Below are 21,001 nucleotides of genomic sequence, written 5' to 3' on the forward strand. Positions count from 1 at the left end.
ATCAGCTATGACCTTCCAATAACGTCCACATATGTTCTAAGTCGTATTCTCTTTGTAGAAACAAGGTCACGAGAAACAGCATAGTGAAGCAAAATGTGCCCATACCAAAATAAATGTCCGAAAAATCAGATAGCTGAAATGATGAAACTAAAAAGCTGATCACATAAATTTCCAGCATAGTGAGCTGCGATAAGATACCATGAAATTTTAATAACTGCTTCAATGAGTTACGCCAAAAAAGGCTACTCAACCCCCATTTTACAATTAAAATCTGTGTCAATATCGATAACAGTAATAAGCCTGGACCTATCACAGCTGCGGCAAGTACGGCGACACCTACAACCCAATAGCCTTGGTCAAATACTGCAAATGCCCCTTGGAAAACCGTAGTAGTACGAATACTGCCGAAAAAGTGGATCTCGAGTACGGGTAAAAAATTGGCAGGGAAATAAAACACTAATGCCGAAATACATAGGGCTAACATACCATTCACAGAGCAGTATGGCGTGTCATAAAGTGCAGTGCTGCAACGAGGACAGAGTGCTCTAACGCCGCTAGGCAAGGCACGTTTGCGGATCGCTAAATCGCAGGAACGGCATAGGGTTACTGAATTTTCTGCTGCGTTTTCATGCATATAAAAATATATATTAGCCTAATAGGAGTAATAACAGCGAGATCGGTGCAAAGTGTCGTGCTAGTTAGCTGTTCAGCCACGTCTAGCGCTTTTATAATCTTGGCAACGAAAGTACGCTAATAATATCAGATTAATCAGAACACTTGCATCACAAGTTCAATCTATGTCACTCTAGTTACTGTATATAAAAACAGTGCGAGGGCAGTCATGGCAGTAATAACACAGTTTGTCGTGGTCAGAGAAGGGGTTGAAAAGATGACATTCACATCTAAGAAGGAGGCTGATGCCTACGATAAGATGCTCGATATCGCCGATAACCTTATCCCCTTCATTCAAAAAGCTGATTTGGGTATAGATGAAAGTGTGGGTGAAAAGCTCGCATTCTATTTTGCTAACAATAAAGATGAGCTGACGAACTTGCTTAAAGGCGCCGTTCAGGTTAATAGTACGCCAACGAATCCGCCTGCAGCGAAAAAAGCGGCTAAAAAGACCGAAGCAGCAGAATAAAATTGTTAGGAAATGTAATGAAATCGAAATTTTATGAGTCACTTAACCGTCAAGCCTTGGCCTTGTTGGAAGGGGAAGACGACCTTGTTGCGGCGATGGCGAATTTTTCAGCCTTGCTCAATGATAATTTAACTGAGCTGAACTGGGTGGGATTCTACGTCATGCGTGGTGAACAACTGGTTCTTGGTCCGTTTCAAGGTAAAGTGGCTTGTACACGCATTCCGTTAGGAAAAGGTGTGTGTGGTACAGCAGCATTCACTAATCAAACTCAGCGAGTGGCCGATGTCCATCAATTTGATGGTCATATTGCCTGTGATTCTGCCAGTAATTCTGAAATCGTTGTGCCAGTTCGTGCGCAAGGTAACGTGGTTGCCGTGCTCGATATTGACAGTCCTATCTTCGATCGTTTCGATGAAGAAGACCAAAAGGGGCTGGAATTACTGGTTAAAAGTTTTGAAAACTGCCTATTTGATTAATTTGCGTACAATAACGCATAATTCATAGTCGCAATCGGTGGCGTGCGCCTTATAATATGCGCCTGCACGCATTAAGCTGGTTTGATTGGCATGCAATGAATAAGCTTAGTGTTTTGAGCTGTCAAAATTTGTTAAGGTATATTTTTTAACTTTAGTAAACGCGGCTAGGATGCTAATTTGTACGTTGACTCAATATTGAGTTTAACGAAGATAAACGACATGTAAGAAGCTGATATATATCACCTCGAATCGATGTCCCTTTTTGACTGTGGAAGTAATGATGGAATCAACAGAAAAGTTGACCGACACCAATGCAATTTTGGCGTATTTGTATGAAACATTTCCTTTGTGCTTTATTGCTGAAGGTGAAACTAAGCCATTAAAAATCGGATTGTTTCAAGATTTGGCTGAAAGGTTGGCTGATGATTCTAAAGTCAGTAAAACTCAGCTCAGAGTTGCCTTGAGACGTTACACCAGCAGCTGGCGCTATTTAAAGTGCGTTAAAGCGGGCGCACAACGCGTAAACCTGGATGGCGAACCTTGCGGCGAGTTAGAGCAAGAGCACATTGATCATGCTCAAGCCATGTTGAAAGAGAGTCAGGATAAGGCCAAAGCGAAACGTGCAGCACTTGCACCTAAGCCTGCGGCGAAGAAAGCACCTAAAAAGGTGGCCGTTCCTCAGCGTCCTAAAACTGAGCGTCCTGCTAAGCCTGCACCAAAAGCTGCAGCGCCAGTCGTCAATTATGTTCAAGCACAATTGACTGATTTAACGAAAAAACAACGCGTCAATGTTAAATTAGGTATGACACCCGTAGCCGGTGTGATTACTGACATTAACAAGGAAGATATTCATGTTCAGCTTGATAGTGGCCTAACGATTAAAGTTAGAGCAGAACATATCCTGCTGTAATCATTTATTAAAACGGAGTAACTTGTTGATGCGAAAACTCACTTTGGCTACCTCGATCGCCACTGTTTTTGTCGGATTCTCGGCTTGGGCCGTACCACCCACTATTCAAATCAGCGAGTTACCCACTCTCAAGCAGGAAGCGCAACATAAGGTTGCGAGCAAAAGGGTAACGGACTTATACACTCGTTCGCACTATCATAGATTCAATCTCGATGACGCCTTTTCTGCGCAAATTTTTGATCGTTATCTGCAGCAGTTGGATTATCGCCGCAATGTGTTAACCCAAGCGGATGTCGATAGTTTTAAACCTTATGTTACCCAATTCGATGACATGCTTAGTTCTGGTGAACTTGAGCCTGCCTATAAAATGTTTGATATCGTCCAAAAGCGCCGCTATGAAGGCTTTGTCTATGCTTTATCTCTATTAGATAAAGAGATGGATTTTTCTGCGCCCGGTGATGCCTATGAGTACGATCGCGATGAGGCCGCATGGCCAAAAGACCAGACAGAAATTAATGAGTTATGGCGTCAACGTGTTAAATACGATGCACTAAATCTTAAACTCACAGGTAAACAATGGCCTGAGATTGTTGATATCCTCCAAAAGCGTTACAACAACGCTATTAAACGGTTGATTCAAACTAACAGTGAAGACGTGTTCCAAGGCGTGATGAATGCCTTCTCCCGTAGCATTGAGCCACATACAAGTTACCTTTCACCACGCAATGCTGAACGTTTCCAAATGGAAATGAACTTGAGTCTTGAAGGCATTGGTGCTCAACTGCAACTCGAAGACGATTACACTGTCATTAAAAGTTTAATTACTGGCGGCCCTGCTGCGGGCAGTGAAAAACTGTCGCCGGAAGACAAGATTGTCGGCGTCGGTCAAGAAGGCGGTGAAATTGTTGATGTGATTGGCTGGCGTTTAGACGACGTAGTTGATCTGATCAAAGGGCCTAAGGGCAGTAAAGTTGTACTGCAAATTTTACCGAAGAAAGGTGGTTCGAATGCGAAGCCATTCGACGTTACCTTAGTTCGCGATAAAATTCGCCTTGAAGACAGAGCTGCAACCTCTAAGGTGATTGAACCTAAAGACGGCGAGTATGCTAATCGCAAAGTCGGCGTGATCCAAATTCCTGGTTTCTATATGAATTTGTCGCAGGACGTTGAAAAAGAGCTAGTGAAGTTAAACGACGCCAAAGTAGAAGGCATTGTCATCGACCTTAGAGGTAACGGTGGGGGGGCATTAACGGAAGCCGTGCTGCTGACGGGACTCTTTATCGATATGGGCCCTGTAGTGCAAATTCGTGATGCCGATGGACGAGTGTCTGCGCATCGTGATAACGACGGTAAAACCAGTTATGCAGGACCATTGACTGTGATGGTTGACCGTTACAGTGCTTCAGCCTCTGAAATTTTTGCTGCCGCATTGCAAGATTATGACCGTGCACTGATCGTCGGTGAGTCAAGTTTTGGGAAAGGCACAGTACAGCAGCATAAGAGCCTAGGCCGTATCTACGACATGTATGAGAAGCCAATTGGCCATGTGCAGTATACGATTCAAAAGTTCTACCGTATTAATGGTGGTAGTACACAGATTAAAGGTGTGACCCCCAACATTGCTTACCCAAGTGCGTTGGAGCCGGGCGAGTACGGTGAAGCTGAAGAGAAAAATGCTTTACCTTGGGATAAAGTGCCTATGGCGCAATATGGCACGCTTAATGATGTTACGCCTGAGTTAGTGACTAGCCTTGAATCTAAGCACCTTAACCGTATAAAAAACAGCGTAGAGTTTGCCTATATCAATCAAGATATTGCCGATTTTAAAAAGCATCATAAAGAGAAAACTGTGTCTCTGGTTGAAAGTGAGCGTATTGCTTCCCGTGAAGCCGATGAGAAAAAAGTCCTCGACAGAACAAACGAGCGTCGAGTCGCCAATGGTTTGGCACCGGTTAAATCAATGGAAGACATTAAAGACGACGCTGAATTGCCAGATGCATTTTTAGACGAAACCGCTTATATCACCTTAGATATGGCTGATGTGCAAAAAATGGCTAAAACTAGTGCTAAGTAGGCGCTAGTCGAGTCGATTTATCCGATATCAAAACGCGCGCTTATGGCGCGTTTTTTCTTATTTAGATCAGCGTTAAAGGGATCGAAATGACACAAGCTCAAGCAAAATACTTAAAAGATTATCAAGCGCCACTTTTTACGATAGAGACTATCGATTTAGCTTTTAATTTGGCAGGCAATGAAACCCAAGTGCAGGCGATCAGTCGTATAAAACGCACTTCAAAACATGCACAAGCCTTAGTGTTGGATGGCGAAGATTTGACCATTGTTTCACTGACTATTAATGGTGATGCTGTGCCTTACCATGTTAGTGCAGGTCAATTAGTTCTAGAAACTGAGCTTGATGAGTTTGAGCTGAACATCGTCACTAAGCTCGATCCCGAGGTCAATTCGAGCCTTGAAGGCCTGTATATGTCCGATGGTGCCTACTGCACGCAATGTGAGGCTGAGGGCTTTAGACGGATCACTTATTTCCTCGACCGTCCCGATGTATTAGCCAAATATACTGTGCGCATCGAAGCCGATAGAGCCGCATTCCCGTTTTTACTGAGTAACGGTAATTTGATTGATCAAGGCGAATTAGAGGGCGGTCGCCATTATGTTTGCTGGCAAGATCCGTTTCCAAAACCGGCTTACTTGTTTGCCTTAGTCGCTGGCGATTTTGATCTGTTGCAAGATGAGTTCATTACCCGCAGTCGCCGTAAAGTGATCCTGCAAGTATTCGTTGATAAAGGTAATTTACATAAAGCACACCATGCGATGGCATCACTTAAGAAATCCATGGCATGGGATGAGAGCCGTTTTGATCTTGAGTATGATTTAGATATTTACATGATAGTGGCCGTCGACTTTTTCAATATGGGTGCGATGGAAAACAAAGGCTTAAATATCTTTAACACTAAATATGTGCTTGCAGATACCTTAACGGCCACCGACGAGGATTATCACGGCATTGAATCGGTTGTAGGCCATGAGTATTTTCATAATTGGACAGGAAACCGCGTAACGTGCCGCGATTGGTTCCAATTAAGTTTAAAAGAAGGCTTAACGGTTTTTCGCGATCAAGAATTTAGCTCAGATTTAGGCTCTCGTGCTGTGAATCGAATTCACGCAATTAAAGTGATCAAAAATCAGCAATTTGCAGAAGATTCTGGCCCTATGTCCCATCCTATTCGTCCAGAATCTGTCATTGAGATGAATAATTTCTACACTGTGACTGTGTATAACAAGGGCGCTGAAGTCATCCGCATGATGCACACTTTGCTCGGCGAAGAAAAGTTTCAGGCGGGAATGAAACTGTATTTTAAACGCCACGACGGCCAAGCTGTCACCTGTGATGATTTTGTGGCGGCAATGGAAGATGCCAGCGGAGTGGATTTAACCCAATTCCGTTTATGGTATAGCCAAGCCGGTACGCCGATTGTGACTGCGATGGACAGTTTTGATGCGCAAACGGGCGTTTATCAATTGACCCTTAAACAAAGTCTAGTGAACTGTGCATCACCGCTGCATATTCCGTTTAGCTTAGAGCTCTTAGATGCGAAGGGCCATTCTTTAGTGAATGAGATTCTCGATTTTACTCAAACTGAACAAGTGTTTAGCTTTGATGGACTCACTCATAAACCCGTCGCTTCGTTACTGCAAAACTTTTCCGCTCCCGTCAAATTACAATATCGATTCAATGTGGATCAACTCGTTCACTTGATGCGTTTTGCTAGCAGCGAAGTGGCGCGTTGGGAAGCCTCTGTGACCCTAGTGAGTCAAGCTATTTGGCAAAATGTGGCGAGTTTACAACAGCAACAAGCTATGGCTCTCGATCCCCGTGTGCGCGATAGTTTTAAAGGTGTGTTGTTAGACACTGAGCTTGATCCGGCATTGATCGCCGAAATATTAGCGATACCTACGGCTTCGGCTTTGATTGAGCAAACAGAGAATGTTGATCTAGATGCGTTAGCTTTAGCACGTGAATTTGTACTAATAGAGCTCGCTTCACATAGTGAAGATGAATTGATTGCGCTATATCGTTCTTTAGTCGCAGTAGAGAGTACGCAGGCAAGAGCCCTTAAAAATCAGTGTTTAACTTGGTTAGCTCGGGTGTCGGATGAGGCTGAGGGGTTAGTGATTTCTCAGTTCGATAACGCCAGTAATATGACGGATTCTCTTGGTGCGTTGACGGCAGCCAATGTTGGGAATTTACCTTGTCGTGATGAACTGATGACGACATTTGAGCTACGTTGGCAGGATACACCATTGGTGATGGATAAATGGTTTATGTTGCAAGCGACCCGTGATGCAGATGATGTGATTGAGTGTTTGCGTCAGTTGCAGCAACACAAGTGCTTTAGTATGAGCAATCCAAACCGAGTGCGTGCTTTAGTGGGCAGTTTTGCTGCCGGTAATATTTATCAATTCCACCATAGAGACGGTAAGGGTTATGCTTTCTTAACCGAATGCTTAATGACCCTTAATAAGCTCAATCCGCAGGTTGCGGCCCGTATGGTGACGCCATTGATCCAGTATCATAAATTCGACTTAGGCCGCCAAACCTTGATAAAAGCCTGTTTAGGACAACTTTTGGCTTTGCCTGACTTATCTAAGGATATGTACGAAAAAGTCTCTAAAGCATTGGCAAAATAGCAGTTTGTAGGAGGAGGGCAGCAGTCTGTGCTGCCCTGATATTATGGAACTGTATTTCAAACTATCGATCAGCTATCGAGATTTCTTACCTTATTATCAAGGGCTTGCCGATAAAGTCGAGGTTCGTGAAACTCAAGGGCGGATTTTGTGGATTAATGGCCGTCATTTTAGGCGTTTTTTAACCGAAAATGGCATTCAAGGCTATTTCAAATTGGTTTTAGATGACAAGGGACAATTTGTTTCATTAAATCGAGTTTAGTCTTAATTTGTTTATCTTTACTTAGAGCAATTACTTTAAACGGTCGGCTGATTACTAAGCTCGCTTTGTGATATTTTATTTTTAAATATGTTAATGAATTATATGATTTTTTAATGTGTTTTTATGTTTCATTCCTATTCCGCTTTTCGCTAATTTAAATCTCTCCTTTTTAGTTAACGGTACAAATGTACCTACATGCTTAATTCTTTAGAAAATTTTCTCTAACTGCGCCTTGCTCAAGGGGATTAATTGCTGTAACAATGATGTTACCTGTGAGCTAACAAGATGTTGGTTGTAATTCCTAAAACAAAGAATCCAGCAGGGTACGGAGAGCTAAAATGAAAATTGTTAAAAATAGTTTTAACAAATCGGCGCTTGCTTTGGGGGTGGCGTCGGCATTGAGTTTGTTAATGATCCCAAGCGTTAATGCAGTATCTTTTAATTGGGGAGAGGTTGAGGGCACATTTGACTCAACTTGGACTGCTGGTGCGAGCTGGCGTGTAGGGGAGCGCGATTGGGAAGGTCAAATTGGTAAGGTTAATCAACCCCAATTCGATTGGTCTAATTACAGCGCATTTGGCAATACTAAATATACTTCTGCTGAGATTTGGGCCCAGCCCGGATCGTATTCCAGTAACAATGACTTAAGTAATTTACTTTATTCTCAAGGCGATACCACATCCGAAATCGTTAAAGGTTTGCATGAATTGTCATTGAAATACAAAAACTACGGTTTATTCGCTCGTGGTATGTATTTCTATGATCGCAAACTCAATGACGGTAATTATGATTTTAATGATCCGATAACGGGCAAAGAGTTTGACCCTTGCGAAGATAACCGTGCTTCAGAAGTTCAATGTAAAGATATTCGCTTACTCGATGCGTTTGTGTATGGCAACTTTGATCTTAACGATGGCGCTAATCCATTATCTATTCGTGTAGGTAATCAAGTGGTGTCATGGGGTGAAAGTACACTGATTGCCCATGGGATCAGTGAAATCAACGCCGTTGACTTGAACATACTTAATGCGCCAGGTGCTGAACTCAAAGAAGCGTTCAGACCTCAAGGTATGGTGTGGGCTTCCCTTGGTTTGACGGATTCATTAACGGTAGAAGCATTCTATCAATATGATTGGCAACCTATTTGGGTACCAACGCCGGGTTCTATTTTTGCGACTAACGATTTTGCGGGTTTCGGTGGTTACGCTCAAAACGCTCAGCTTGGGTTTAATGCTAACCCTGACATCAATTTAGACTTTGTGATGCAAGAATACGAGCGTTTAGCGGGCATGATTGCCAGCGGCCAATCTATTCCGACACAGCAATTGGTTTCTATGGCCTTAGCCTACCCAACAAAAGTGACGCTAGTGCAGGATGAGGCAGAGCCAAGCAATGATGGCCAATATGGTATTAAGCTGGGCTATTACGCGCCTTCACTGGGTGAAACCGAATTTGGTTTTTATTTCATGAATTACCATAGCCGTCGTCCTCTTATCAGTGGTACTGCCGCCGATTTTAGCACGGGTGCACTTTTGTCTGATCTGGCGACCATAGGTCAAAACTCGGGTAACATTGATCGTGAATTGCTGCTCAATTTGAAGAGTTTCTCTAAGGCGCAAATCGTTTATCCAGAAGATATCAAGCTTTATGGTTTCAGTTTCAATACCTTGGTTGGTGATACCTCTGTCGCGGCTGAAATTGCCCATCGTCAGGATGAACCACTGCAAATCGATGACGTAGAATTATTGTTTGCCGGTATGCCACAGCAGTTAGCTAACGCTGGTCTTCGTCCAGATCTCGATGGTATTTCACAGATTAAAGATGTTAAGCCGGGTGAAACCGTGGATGGCTTTATCCGTCTTGATACCACTCAGGCGCAGATGACTTTCACCCATTTATTTGGTCCAACGTTAGGTTTAGATAACTTGACTATGTTGGCCGAAGTGGGTGGCGTGTGGATCCATGATATGCCAGGTTTTGATGAGCTACGTCTCAATGGTCCTGGTACGTCACGTTCTGGCGGCAACCCAGATATGCTCGGCATCATTCAAGCCTTGCACAACGGTCCTGAAACTAACCCGTTCCCAACCGACTTTGCTTGGGGATACCGTTTAGTTGGAAAGGCGGATTTCAACAACATATTTGCTGGGGTCAATATGTCTCCACGGGTGATTTTCTCCCATGACGTTGATGGTATTACACCTGATCCTATGTTCCTGTTCACGGAAGGACGTAAGTCTGTCGCGCTAGGCGTTAACTTCGACTATCAAAACCGTTGGGGTGCAGATATCTCCTATAACAATTTCTTTGGCGGTGTCGGTACGACGAATGCGATGGCAGATCGTGATTATGTTTCATTCAATATCAAGTATTCGATCTAAAAGGACTCAAACAATGAAGAAACTGACGATATTGGCGAGTGCAGTCATGCTGGCGTTCGCAGCGCCAGTCGCTATGGCTAAGATATCAGAAGCTGATGCGGCAAAACTTGGCAATGAACTTACCCCTTTAGGTGCTGAAAAAGCAGGTAATGCTGATGGTTCTATTCCTGCGTGGGATGGTGGTATCACTCAGCCTGTGGCGGGTTATACCAAAGGGATGCATCACCCAGATCCTTTCCCTGAGGATAAGATAGAATTTACTATTACCAATGCTAACAAAGCGCAATATAAAGATTTCTTAACGCCGGGTCAGATGAAGTTGTTCGAACTTTACCCTGATACCTACAAGATGAATGTGTATAAGACTCGCCGTAGCGCCTCTGTACCACAGTTCGTTTACGATGCGACTAAAGTTAACGCGACTCGTGCTGAACTGATTGCACAGGGCAATGGTATTTCTGGCGCGGCTATTGGTATTCCATTCCCGATCCCTGCAAATGGTTTAGAAGCAATTTGGAACCACATTTTGCGTTTTCGTGGTATCGATATCGAAACTTCCCGTAGCCAAGCTGCACCGACAGCCGATGGTAGCTATAGCTTAGTCGAAACGGCTGAGGAAATTCGCTTCGAATATTCTCGCCCAGAAATTACCTTAGATCAGCTTAAAGCCAGCAATACGCTGTTCTACTTTAAGCAAGTGGTGACTCAGCCTGCACGTTTAGCAGGTACAGCCTTATTGGTTAAAGAAACCATGGATCAAGAGGCGCTTCCCCGCCAAGCTTGGACCTATAACACAGGTCAACGTCGAGTCCGTAAAGCGCCAAACGTGGCTTTTGATACACCGGGTACAGTGTCAGATGGTCTGCGTACGACAGATGATTTCGATATGTTTAACGGTTCTCCAGTGCGTTACAACTGGGAACTGGTTGGCAAAAAAGAAATTTATATCCCGTACAACGATTACAAACTGCATTCAGATAAGCTGAAATATGACCAAATATTGAAACCTGGTCATGTGAATCCTGAATACGTTCGTTGGGAAAAACACCGCGTATGGCAAGTGAGGGCGACGCTGAAAGATGGTATGCGCCACATTTATAAAGTGCGCGATATGTACCTTGATGAAGATTCATGGCAAGTGTCAATCGCCGATCTCTACGACAACCGTGATCAGTTGTATCGTGTGGCCGTTGCACATGGCTTGAATTACTACGAAGTACCTGCTCAGTGGGATACTTTAGAAGTCTTCCATGATTTGCAATCCCGTCGTTATCTCGCCATGGGCTTAGACAACCAAAGTGGCATGTATAACTTCGATGCCAAACTGACTGAAGCTAACTTTACCCCCGATGCATTGCGTCGTGAAGGTATCCGTTAATAGGCCACGTACAAAGGGGCGCTTAGCGCCCCTCATTAGTTTAAGGAAGTTTGTATGTCGTTTCGCATCCTTCAGTGTGTCGCTGTATTAAGTTTCGGTGGCGCTTTTTTTCCTTCTACGTTATCTGCAACGCCCTCTGATCCGATTTTTTCTCAAGTTCAACCTCTTGCTGTTTCATCTTTGATTTTAGATATTGCCAACGTAGGCGCAGGTTTAGTGGCTGTGGGTGAACGTGGTCATGCTCTGGTGTATGACGGCAGTTGGCATCAAGTGGCAACGCCCGTGAGTTCACAGCTGACCAAAGTCTTTTTCCTCAATGAAAAACGCGGTTGGGCTGTAGGTCATGATGCAACCATTTTACAGACTCAGGATGGCGGTCAAACTTGGCAGCAGCAGATGCATTCGCCCGAGATTGAAAAGCCATTCCTCGATGTGGTGTTTTTAGACGAAAACAATGGTATTGCCATTGGTGCTTACGGTTTGTTTTATCGTACCAATGATGGCGGTGCCCAGTGGCGCGAGGAGTTCCATGAGGAGCTTTTAGCTGAAGAAGATGTGGCTTATTTGGCGGAGTTAAAAGGCAGCGATCAATCGGCCTATTTGAGTGCGCGCGCTTCATTATTGCCGCACTTTAATCGTATTTTAACCTTAACCGATGGACGTTTATTATTGGTTGGCGAGCTGGGCTTAGTCGCTGTTTCTGGCGATCAAGGTAAAACATTTACGCGTACCAATTTTGATTACGATGGTTCTATGTTTAACGCCGTAGAAACGAAAAATGCTGTGTATGTGATGGGCCTTCGCGGTCATATATTCAAAGCTGATGTGAGTTTAAGCCAATGGAATCAAATAGAACTGCCGGTGCAATCCTCAATCAACGGTGCCATGGTTGTTTCTGACGACGCGCTATATTTAGTGGGAAATGCGGGGATAGTGATCAAGCTAAATGAGGATGACACTAGCAGTATCGTGACTCGTCGCCAAGGGGAAAACTTAGTGTCTATTGCGAAGGATAATCAAGGGAATATGTGGTTATCCGGCAGCCAAGGGCTGTTTATTCTTAAGCCATAAAATTTTAAAACTACAATAAATAATAGGGCCGAGAAGATGTTAGAAAAACTGGTCAACGGATTTGAGTCATTTTTGTTTCGCAATCGCGCATGGGTCGTCGGCATTTTTGTGTTTTTGACGTTGTTTTTTGGCTATCAGGCCAGTCAACTCAAAATGGATGCGGCTTTTATCAAAAATATTCCACTGCAGCACAGTTATATGCAGACCTACCTGAAACACCAAAAAGATTTTGGTGGTGCCAACAGCATCATGGTGGCGGTTGAGGATACCAGCGGTAATATTTTTAATGCTAACTATTTTGATACCTTAAAAAACGTGCATGATCAGCTGTTTTTTATTCCAGGGGTTGACCGTGCGCAGGTGAAATCAATTTTTTCGCCTTCCACTCGTTTTACTGAAGTCGTTGAGGATGGTTTTGCTGGCGGGCCTGTTATTCCAGCGGATTTTTCAACTTCAGTGTCTGGGTTAGAAACGGTTCGCGATAATATTGAAAAAGCAGGGATTGTCGGCCGATTAATTGCCAACGATTACAGTGCGGCTATGGTGTCGGCTCAATTAATGGATTTTGATCCACAGACGGGTAAACCGCTTGATACCATTGCTTTTGCTGCACAATTAGAAAAAGAGCTTAGGGGCAAGTTCGAAACCGATAAGGTTAAAATTCACATCATAGGTTTTGCCAAAATGGCGGGGGATGTGGCTGATGGCGCTAAGGGCGTGTTGCTGTTCTTCGTGATCGCGATTTTGGTCACCGCCATCATGGTTTACCTCTTTTCTAAATCAATCATCTTGACCATGCTGCCACTGGTCTGCAGTTTAACGGCTGTGGTCTGGCAGCTTGGTTTATTGACTGTGATAGGTTTCGGTCTCGATCCTATGTCGATTCTGGTACCGTTTTTAGTCTTCGCCATCGGTGTGAGCCACGGGGTGCAGATCATCAATGCTGTACGGCGCCGAGTGCTCGACGGGCAAACGACAAAAGCGGCTTCGGCGTCGGCATTTCGTAGTTTATTAGTGCCGGGTGGTGTGGCATTACTGTCCGATACTGTTGGTTTTATTACCCTGTTATTTATCGATATTGGGATTATTCGTGAGCTGGCGATTTCTGCCTCGCTCGGTGTTGGCGTGATCATTTTCACTAACCTTATCCTGTTGCCTTTGGTGATTTCTTTTACTGAAATCAAAGTCAATAAACACGCAGAACCGACCGCTGAAGAAGTGCGAACTGAGGCTATTTGGCGCTTCATGGCGCGTTTTGCAACGCCTAAATATGCTGTGGTAGTCATTATTGCCACTGTGGTGTTGTATTTTGTGGGTCTGCAACAAGCCAATCAGATGAAGATTGGTGATCTACAGGGCGGCGCGCCAGCGTTACATCAAGATTCGCGTTATAACCTCGATACCTTCTTCATCACAGATCATTTCTCTATCACCACAGATGTGATGACTGTGATTGTTGAGGCAGCACCTGAAGCCTGTACTTACCACGATGTGCTCACTCAAATTGATCAGTTTGAATGGTTAGTGCGTAATACTCCTGGGGTGGAGTCGACTGTGAGTCTGGCGTCGGTCGCTAAAAAAGTGAATGCTGGCTTCAACGAAGGTAATCCAAGATGGGAAGTGTTGCCGCGTACAACGGCGAGCTTAGTACAGGCTATTGGCCAAATTCCCACGACTTCAGGTTTATTAAATGGCGATTGTTCTGTCATGCCTGTGTATCTGTTTATGAAAGATCACAAGGCCGAAACCATAGAAACTGTGGTCGCTAAGGTCAAAGCCGTCGCCGCGAAAATGGACAACGAGAAGTTGCAGTTTAAACTGGCGTCGGGTCCTGTGGGTGTAATGGCAGCGACTAACGAAGCGGTGGCCGAGGCGCAGTTACCTATGATGATATACGTCTATGGTGCCGTGTTTGTACTCTGCTTAATCAGCTTTAAATCTTTTAAAGCCACTGTGGCGGTCATTATTCCGTTATATGTCGTGTCGACACTGGCACAGGCTTTGATGACTCAGCTCGATATTGGCTTAGCTGTCAGTACCTTACCTGTCATCGCGCTGGGGGTTGGTATTGGTGTGGACTATGGTATTTATATCCTCTCGACTATGTCGTCTAAGCTATCAAATGGTATGCCAGTGCAACAGGCTTACTATGAGGCGTTGGTCGAACGGGGTAGTGCGGTGATCTTTACTGGCCTTACATTGGCGATTGGTGTCAGTACTTGGTTCTTCTCAGCACTTAAATTCCAAATGGACATGGGAATATTGTTAACATTCATGTTTGTGGTAAATATGCTCGGTGCCATAATTATCCTACCTGCATTGGCCGCCATTTTCTGGCGCCAACCTAAGTAGAGTCTACAAATGGGGAGCTAAGCTCCCCATTTACTTTTGAATACTTAGTCTGCTTTATCGATTGTTTGGTCATTTGTCATTCCTTGTTTACGCCAATACTGGATTTCAAGAGGATGTACCACTAAAATTTTCCTCGAAATACAGCGGTTTTAGTAATAAACTTCGCGCGACGATCTAGATCACATTAATTTATCTGCGATTGTTAAGCCGAAGCATCCAAATAATGAAAAAAGCGCTGCCATAGACGCTTAAGGAAACAGCAACATGGCCTTGAAAGATGCAATGCCTTCAGTACTACTTGAAAATGTAGTCAGTTTAATTCACGCTAAAGTCCCTAATTCACAAGCCAAGCAAGTTGAACAGTTCGCCACCTGCCTTTATGCCCACATGTCGAAAGATGATCTTAATGCGCGTAATGACAGTGATTTATACGGTGCGGTTCTCAGTTTATGGAACGCCCTGAACAAAACACCAAAAGGTAACACTCATCTGAGAGTGTTCAATCCTAGCCAAGCCAAACACGGCTGGCAATCTACTCACTCGATCATTGAAGTTATCCAACCTGACATGCCATTCTTGGTCGATTCAGTTGGTATGGCATTGAAGCGAATGGGTATTACTGCTCACATGATGTTGCACACTCCACTGGCGATTGAGCGTTCAGAAAGTGGTGTGACGAATGTCACTTATCTTAATCAGAGCCCTGAAAGCACTGAGCATGTCGCTGTATTTTTGATTGAAATTGACCGTCAAAGCAGTACGGTTGATATCAAAGCATTAGAGCGCGAAATTCAGTCTGTGCTTGCCGATGTCGCTTCATCAGTCAACGACTGGGAAGCCATGTCTGCCAAGTTGGCTGAGATGATCAAGGAATTGCCAAAACGTCCGTTCCCGGGCGATAAGCAAGAGTTAGAAGAAGCGATTAACTTCCTGACTTACTTGAATAATCATCACTTTACGCTATTAGGTTACCGTCAATACGATTTGAAACGTGTCGAAGGTGATGTTGAGTTAGTGCCTAATATCGCCTCTAGTTTAGGTTTGATGAACAAGCACACTAAAGCACAACCTGAGCAAGGTTTGTTGTTATCTAGCTTCTCCGATAGTGCCCGCAAAGAAGCCTTAGACCACAGCTTACTGATCCTCACTAAGAGCAGTGCTAAGAGCCGCGTGCATCGCCCAGCTTATGTCGATTATATCGGTATTAAGCGTTTCGATAAGAAAGGCAATGTGATTGGCGAAGATAGATTTATCGGTTTATATGCGTCAAACCTGTATAACCGTAGCCCACGTGAGATCCCACTGCTGAATGAAAAAGTGCAGCGTGTGTTAGATCGTTCAGGCTTGACCCCACGTTCACACGACTATAAAGCCCTGCTAAACATCCTTGAGAATTTACCTCGTGACGAGCTAATTCAAGCCAATGTTGATGATTTATCGCACATGGCCCATGGCGTGTTAGAAATGCAAGACAGAGACAAGCTGAAACTCTTTGTACGCAAAGATGGCTTTGGCCGTTTCTTATCCTGTTTAGTGTACGTTTCTAAGGATCGTTACAACACTAAACTCCGCCAAGATACTCAACGTATTCTGGCCCAGCACTTTAACAGCAAAGAAGATGTAGAGTTTACGACTTATTTTTCCGAGTCGACGCTAGCCCGCACTCACTACATAGTCAAAGTTGATAACAATAATATGGATGTAGATGTGGCTGCCATAGAGAACAACTTAATAGAAGCGGCACGTTCGTGGGAAGATAAGTTAAGCACTGCGCTTAACAGTGCACTCGGCGAAGAAGCTGGCACTCATCTGACTAAGCGTTATTTCAATGCGTTCGAGCAAAGCTATAAAGAAGACGTATTGCCAAGTTCTGCCGTCGTCGACATGCAACAGCTCGAAGCACTGGATGATGAACACAAGCTCGGCATGTTGTTCTATCAACCGCAGGAAGCGGCGCTGAACGACAACAAAGTGCGTTTAAAGCTATTCCATAAAGATGAGCCTATTCATCTTTCTGACGTGCTGCCAATGCTCGAAAACTTTGGTCTGCGCGTGATCAACGAGCGTCCATATGAAGTTACGACTTCAGACGGTTCTACCTTCTGGATCTTAGACTTCTTGATGACAGTTAAAGTTGTCAACACAGACAACATCGCTGATAGCCAAGACAGATTCCAAACTGCATTGTCACAAGTGTGGCAAAAGAAGTTAGAAGATGACGGCTTCAACCGCATTATTCTGGCGTCAGGTTTAACCGGCCGTGAAGTCTCTGTATTGCGCGCGTATGCGAAATACATGCGTCAAATCGATGCGACTTTCAGTCAGTCATATATTGAAGAAACCTTCGGTCGTTACCCACAAATCGCTGATTTGTTGGTGAAGATGTTCATCCGTAAATTTAACCCTAAACTGAAAACTCGTACTCTGGGCAAGTTTTTGGAGCAGATCAATTTACGTTTAGACGAAGTGTCTAGCTTAGATGATGACCGTATTATTCGTCGTTATTTAGACTTGATTAACGCCACTCTGCGTACCAACTTCTACCAACTGGATGCCAAAGGCGAATCTAAGAGTTATATCTCGTTTAAATTCATGCCTTCACTGATCCCTGAAATGCCACGTCCACTGCCGAAATTCGAAATATTCGTTTATTCGCCACGGGTTGAAGGTGTGCATTTACGTTACGGTAAAGTGGCTCGTGGTGGTCTGCGTTGGTCAGATCGCCGTGAAGACTTCCGTACCGAAGTATTAGGTTTGGTAAAAGCACAGCAAGTGAAAAACACTGTGATTGTGCCTGTGGGTGCTAAAGGTGGCTTTGTTTGTAAACAATTGCCAACTGAAGGCGGCCGTGAAGCTTTCTTCACCGAAGGTCAAGAATGTTACCGCATCTTTATCCGTGCCTTGCTCGATATTACCGATAACATTTTGAACGGTGAAATCGTCCATCCATTGGATGTGGTTCGTCACGATGAAGATGACCCATATTTAGTGGTAGCAGCCGATAAAGGCACAGCGACATTCTCTGATATCGCGAACTCGATTTCCCTCGAATACCGCTTCTGGCTCGGTGATGCATTCGCATCGGGTGGCAGCAACGGTTATGACCATAAGAAAATGGGTATCACGGCCAAAGGCGGCTGGGAATCGGTTAAGCGTCATTTCCGCGAAGTCGGTATTGATTGCCAAACCACAGACTTTACCTGTTTAGGTATAGGTGACATGGCGGGCGACGTATTCGGTAACGGTATGTTGTTGTCTAAGCACACTAAACTGGTTGCAGCCTTTAACCACATGCATATCTTTATCGATCCAAATCCGGATACGGCATTAAGTTATGATGAACGGGCGCGTTTATTCGCTCTGCCACGTTCAAGCTGGGAAGACTACAGCAGCAAGTTGATTTCTAAAGGTGGCGGTATTTTTCTCCGTTCATCTAAATCCATTCCATTATCGGCAGAGATGAAGCAAATGTTGGCCACAGAGAAAACCTCTATGACCCCAACTGAGCTGATGAAAGAACTGTTGAAAATGCCAGTGGATTTGATCTGGAACGGCGGTATCGGTACGTATGTGAAATCTTCACGGGAAACCCACGCTGAAGTCGGCGATCGTGCCAACGATGCTCTACGTGTCAACGGCGGCGAACTACGCGCTAAGATAGTCGGCGAGGGTGGTAACTTAGGTTGTACTCAGTTAGGTCGTATTGAATATGCGTCTAATGGCGGTCGCATCAACACTGACTTCGTGGATAACGTGGGTGGTGTGGACTGTTCAGACAACGAAGTGAACATCAAGATTTTGCTGAACGCTATGGTGACTGAAGGTGAACTGACGCTTAAGCAGCGTAACCGTTTACTGGAAGAAATGACCGAAGAAGTCGGCCAAATCGTACTGCAAGACTGTAAAGATCAAACTCGTACTATCTCTGTGACTCAAGTGCGCGGTGCTGAGCAGTTAAAAGAGCAGATCCGCTTTATCCAGTATCTGGAAAAAGAAGGCAAGTTAGACAGAGCGTTAGAGTTCTTACCGTCTGACGACGAGCTAGCTGAACGTTTAGCCAGTGGTCGTGCATTAACGCGCCCAGAGCTATCAGTATTGGTTGCCTATGCGAAGATGGTGCTGAAAGAGCAATTAGTGACGCCAGAAATCACTGAAGATACTCTGTTAAGCCAACTGCTTATCGCGTATTTCCCGAAAAAACTTCAGGAAAAATACAGCGACAAAATGGCAACCCATCCACTGCGTGGCGAAATCATTGCGACCTCACTCGCCAATGAACTCGTCAACGACATGGGCTTGAATTTTGTTCAACGTATGCAAGATGAGACTGGTGCCTCAGTTGCCGATGCGGCAATTTGTTACACTATGGCTCGCGAAGTATTTGGTTTAGCTGAATTAACTAAATCGATCACTGACTTAAACGGCATAGTTCCGGCTGTGGTTCAAGGTGAAATGCTGCATCAGTTACGCCGCAATATGCGTCGTGCTAGCCGCTGGTTCCTACGTCACCGTAACCGCTCTTGGAGCATCGAACAAACCGTTGCTTTCTTCAAACCGGTATTTGAACAAATTAAAGATAATGTTCATTTATATCTGGTCGAAGAAGAAGCGAAAGGTATTCAATCTGAGATCAATGCCTTGGTCAAAGAAAACGTACCACAAGCTGTGGCAACGATTGTGGCTAACATGAGCACCTTGTTCTCTGCCTTAGACATTGCCCAAATTGTGCAAACAGAAGATAAGACAGTGGCATTAGTGGCTGAAACTTACTTCAAACTCGGCGCCCGCGTTGAGCTGCATTGGTTCTTAGAACAGATCAGCGCTCAACCTGTAGCGAACCATTGGCAAGCACTGGCTCGTGCCGCCTTTAGGGAAGAGTTAGATTGGCAACAACGTGCATTGAGTTCAGTGGTCTTAAGAACCTGCAGTGCAACCTGTGATGCCGAAAGTGTGATTTCTCAGTGGATTGAGATAAATCAAGGCTTATTGGAAAGATGGTTCCACATGCTAGCTGACTTTAAAACGTCGCAAATCCATGAGTTTGCTAAGTTCTCTGTCGCCCTACGTGAACTTAACCTTCTGATCCTTCATTGCGAAGGCCAAAAGTAAACTTATTATAACAATCAGAAGCCCTGGCGATCGCCGGGGCTTTTTTTAGGTCGAGGAAAGTACATGTTTTATAAAATCGCACAGAAAGTCATGTTTCAGATGGATCCTGAGCGAGCTCACCATCTTGCTATAGGCAGTTTAAAAATGACCGCCAATAGCCCGTTAACGTGTCTATATGGACAAACGATTGCACCTGCTCCTGTCAGCTTTATGGGGTTGACCTTTCCTAACCCAGTGGGACTTGCTGCCGGTATGGACAAGGATGGCGAATCGATTGATGCCTTTCATGCGATGGGATTTGGTCATATTGAAGTGGGTACAGTTACCCCAAGACCACAGCCTGGTAACGATTTACCCCGTCTATTTAGATTAAAGCCTGCCAAAGGCATCATTAATCGCATGGGGTTTAATAATAAGGGTGTCGATAATCTGGTCAAAAATTTGATCGCTAAAAAGACCAATATCATGGTTGGCGTCAATATTGGCAAAAATAAAGACACGCCAGTAGAACAAGGTAAAGACGATTATTTGATCTGCATGGATAAAGTTTATCTCCATGCGGCTTATATTGCGGTGAATATTTCATCACCCAATACCCCAGGATTACGATCGCTACAATATGGCGATCTATTAGATGAATTATTGAGCGCAATTAAAACCAAGCAACTTGAGCTGGCCGAAAAGCATAAAAAATACGTGCCCATCGCGCTTAAAATTGCTCCAGATTTAACCATCGAAGAAATTGAAAATATCGCGCAAGCTTTGATTAAAAACAAATTTGATGGCGCAATTGCGACCAATACTACTTTAACGCGTGATGGTGTTAGCGGTCTTGCCAACGCCAATGAAAGCGGCGGCTTAAGCGGCAAACCTTTAACTGAGCTGTCTACTAAAGTGATTAAGCAATTGGCAATTTGTTTGAAAGGGCAGATCCCGATCATAGGTGTGGGCGGTATTAATAGCGCTGAAGATGCCTTAGCCAAATTCGATGCGGGCGCCACTATGGTTCAGATTTATTCAGGTTTTATTTATCAAGGTCCGAAGTTAATTAAAGAAATAGTGAATGCATACCGCTTGAAATAATGATCTTAAGATCAATATAACGATCTAAAATAAGATCTTATTCTTTAACAGCGATCTAAAATGATCTTTAGATCGCTGTTAAGATCTTACAATAGATCGACTAAGTAACTGTTAAATAATTTGTATTTTAT

Annotated in this window: 13 protein-coding genes; 12 read left to right on the forward strand and 1 reads right to left on the reverse strand. The window is 44.2% G+C overall.

Translation table 11 applies throughout. The annotated features are described in order from the left end of the window. Position 1: 1 nt before the first annotated feature. Complete coding sequence (locus L5M51_RS06315; RefSeq protein WP_131523341.1) at positions 2 to 634, reverse strand: paraquat-inducible protein A; 633 nt, start codon at positions 632 to 634, stop codon at positions 2 to 4. A gap of 207 nt (positions 635 to 841) precedes the next feature. On the opposite strand from L5M51_RS06315, the gene L5M51_RS06320 reads away from it, so the two are divergent. The 12 genes from L5M51_RS06320 to pyrD all read left to right on the forward strand — a co-directional run bounded on the left by L5M51_RS06320 (position 842) and on the right by pyrD (position 20,870). Beyond that, a complete protein-coding gene (locus tag L5M51_RS06320) occupies positions 842 to 1,141 on the forward strand; it encodes a YebG family protein (protein WP_105252655.1) in 300 nt (99 codons plus the stop codon). 17 nt (positions 1,142 to 1,158) lie between these two features. Then, positions 1,159 to 1,617 (forward strand): GAF domain-containing protein, encoded by a 459-nt coding sequence (locus L5M51_RS06325; RefSeq protein ID WP_028759760.1) that lies wholly within the window; start codon positions 1,159 to 1,161, stop codon positions 1,615 to 1,617. Between the two features lie 280 nt (positions 1,618 to 1,897). Beyond that, positions 1,898 to 2,527, forward strand: coding sequence for an RNA chaperone ProQ (gene proQ / locus L5M51_RS06330; RefSeq protein WP_028759761.1), 630 nt, complete (start codon positions 1,898 to 1,900; stop codon positions 2,525 to 2,527). A gap of 28 nt (positions 2,528 to 2,555) precedes the next feature. After that, positions 2,556 to 4,601, forward strand: a complete 2,046-nt coding sequence (prc, locus tag L5M51_RS06335) for a carboxy terminal-processing peptidase (RefSeq protein ID WP_263171998.1) — start codon at positions 2,556 to 2,558, stop codon at positions 4,599 to 4,601. A gap of 86 nt (positions 4,602 to 4,687) precedes the next feature. After that, a complete protein-coding gene (pepN, locus tag L5M51_RS06340; protein WP_263171999.1) occupies positions 4,688 to 7,237 on the forward strand; it encodes an aminopeptidase N in 2,550 nt (849 codons plus the stop codon). Between the two features lie 43 nt (positions 7,238 to 7,280). Then, on the forward strand, positions 7,281 to 7,496 hold the full coding sequence (locus tag L5M51_RS06345) for a DUF2835 domain-containing protein (RefSeq protein ID WP_028759764.1): 216 nt from the start codon (positions 7,281 to 7,283) through the stop codon (positions 7,494 to 7,496). Between the two features lie 338 nt (positions 7,497 to 7,834). Further along, entirely contained in the window at positions 7,835 to 9,877 is a 2,043-nt protein-coding gene (locus tag L5M51_RS06350; RefSeq protein WP_263172000.1) for a DUF1302 domain-containing protein, read from the forward strand. Positions 9,878 to 9,890: 13 nt separating this feature from the next. After that, positions 9,891 to 11,255, forward strand: coding sequence for a DUF1329 domain-containing protein (locus tag L5M51_RS06355; protein ID WP_105252650.1), 1,365 nt, complete (start codon positions 9,891 to 9,893; stop codon positions 11,253 to 11,255). A 54-nt stretch (positions 11,256 to 11,309) separates the two neighbouring features. Then, positions 11,310 to 12,326, forward strand: coding sequence for a WD40/YVTN/BNR-like repeat-containing protein (locus tag L5M51_RS06360; RefSeq protein WP_263172001.1), 1,017 nt, complete (start codon positions 11,310 to 11,312; stop codon positions 12,324 to 12,326). Between the two features lie 36 nt (positions 12,327 to 12,362). Further along, positions 12,363 to 14,678, forward strand: a complete 2,316-nt coding sequence (locus L5M51_RS06365; protein ID WP_113940560.1) for an efflux RND transporter permease subunit — start codon at positions 12,363 to 12,365, stop codon at positions 14,676 to 14,678. A 264-nt stretch (positions 14,679 to 14,942) separates the two neighbouring features. After that, positions 14,943 to 19,787: an NAD-glutamate dehydrogenase gene (locus tag L5M51_RS06370; RefSeq protein WP_263172002.1), complete on the forward strand. Its 4,845-nt coding sequence runs from the start codon at positions 14,943 to 14,945 to the stop codon at positions 19,785 to 19,787. Positions 19,788 to 19,850: 63 nt separating this feature from the next. Then, entirely contained in the window at positions 19,851 to 20,870 is a 1,020-nt protein-coding gene (gene pyrD / locus L5M51_RS06375; RefSeq protein WP_113940562.1) for a quinone-dependent dihydroorotate dehydrogenase, read from the forward strand. Positions 20,871 to 21,001 lie beyond the last annotated feature (131 nt).

The sequence above is a fragment of the Shewanella sp. SM73 genome, assembly GCF_025653795.1.
GTDB lineage: Bacteria > Pseudomonadota > Gammaproteobacteria > Enterobacterales > Shewanellaceae > Shewanella > Shewanella oncorhynchi.

Excerpts from the sequence above, each read along its gene's own strand:
- L5M51_RS06315 (WP_131523341.1), bottom strand. The coding sequence starts at position 634 with ATGCATGAAAACGCAGCAGAAAATTCAGTAACCCTATGCCGTTCCTGC.
- L5M51_RS06320 (WP_105252655.1), top strand. The coding sequence starts at position 842 with ATGGCAGTAATAACACAGTTTGTCGTGGTCAGAGAAGGGGTTGAAAAG.
- L5M51_RS06325 (WP_028759760.1), top strand. The coding sequence starts at position 1,159 with ATGAAATCGAAATTTTATGAGTCACTTAACCGTCAAGCCTTGGCCTTG.
- proQ (WP_028759761.1), top strand. The coding sequence starts at position 1,898 with ATGGAATCAACAGAAAAGTTGACCGACACCAATGCAATTTTGGCGTAT.
- prc (WP_263171998.1), top strand. The coding sequence starts at position 2,556 with ATGCGAAAACTCACTTTGGCTACCTCGATCGCCACTGTTTTTGTCGGA.
- pepN (WP_263171999.1), top strand. The coding sequence starts at position 4,688 with ATGACACAAGCTCAAGCAAAATACTTAAAAGATTATCAAGCGCCACTT.
- L5M51_RS06345 (WP_028759764.1), top strand. The coding sequence starts at position 7,281 with ATGGAACTGTATTTCAAACTATCGATCAGCTATCGAGATTTCTTACCT.
- L5M51_RS06350 (WP_263172000.1), top strand. The coding sequence starts at position 7,835 with ATGAAAATTGTTAAAAATAGTTTTAACAAATCGGCGCTTGCTTTGGGG.
- L5M51_RS06355 (WP_105252650.1), top strand. The coding sequence starts at position 9,891 with ATGAAGAAACTGACGATATTGGCGAGTGCAGTCATGCTGGCGTTCGCA.
- L5M51_RS06360 (WP_263172001.1), top strand. The coding sequence starts at position 11,310 with ATGTCGTTTCGCATCCTTCAGTGTGTCGCTGTATTAAGTTTCGGTGGC.
- L5M51_RS06365 (WP_113940560.1), top strand. The coding sequence starts at position 12,363 with ATGTTAGAAAAACTGGTCAACGGATTTGAGTCATTTTTGTTTCGCAAT.
- L5M51_RS06370 (WP_263172002.1), top strand. The coding sequence starts at position 14,943 with ATGGCCTTGAAAGATGCAATGCCTTCAGTACTACTTGAAAATGTAGTC.
- pyrD (WP_113940562.1), top strand. The coding sequence starts at position 19,851 with ATGTTTTATAAAATCGCACAGAAAGTCATGTTTCAGATGGATCCTGAG.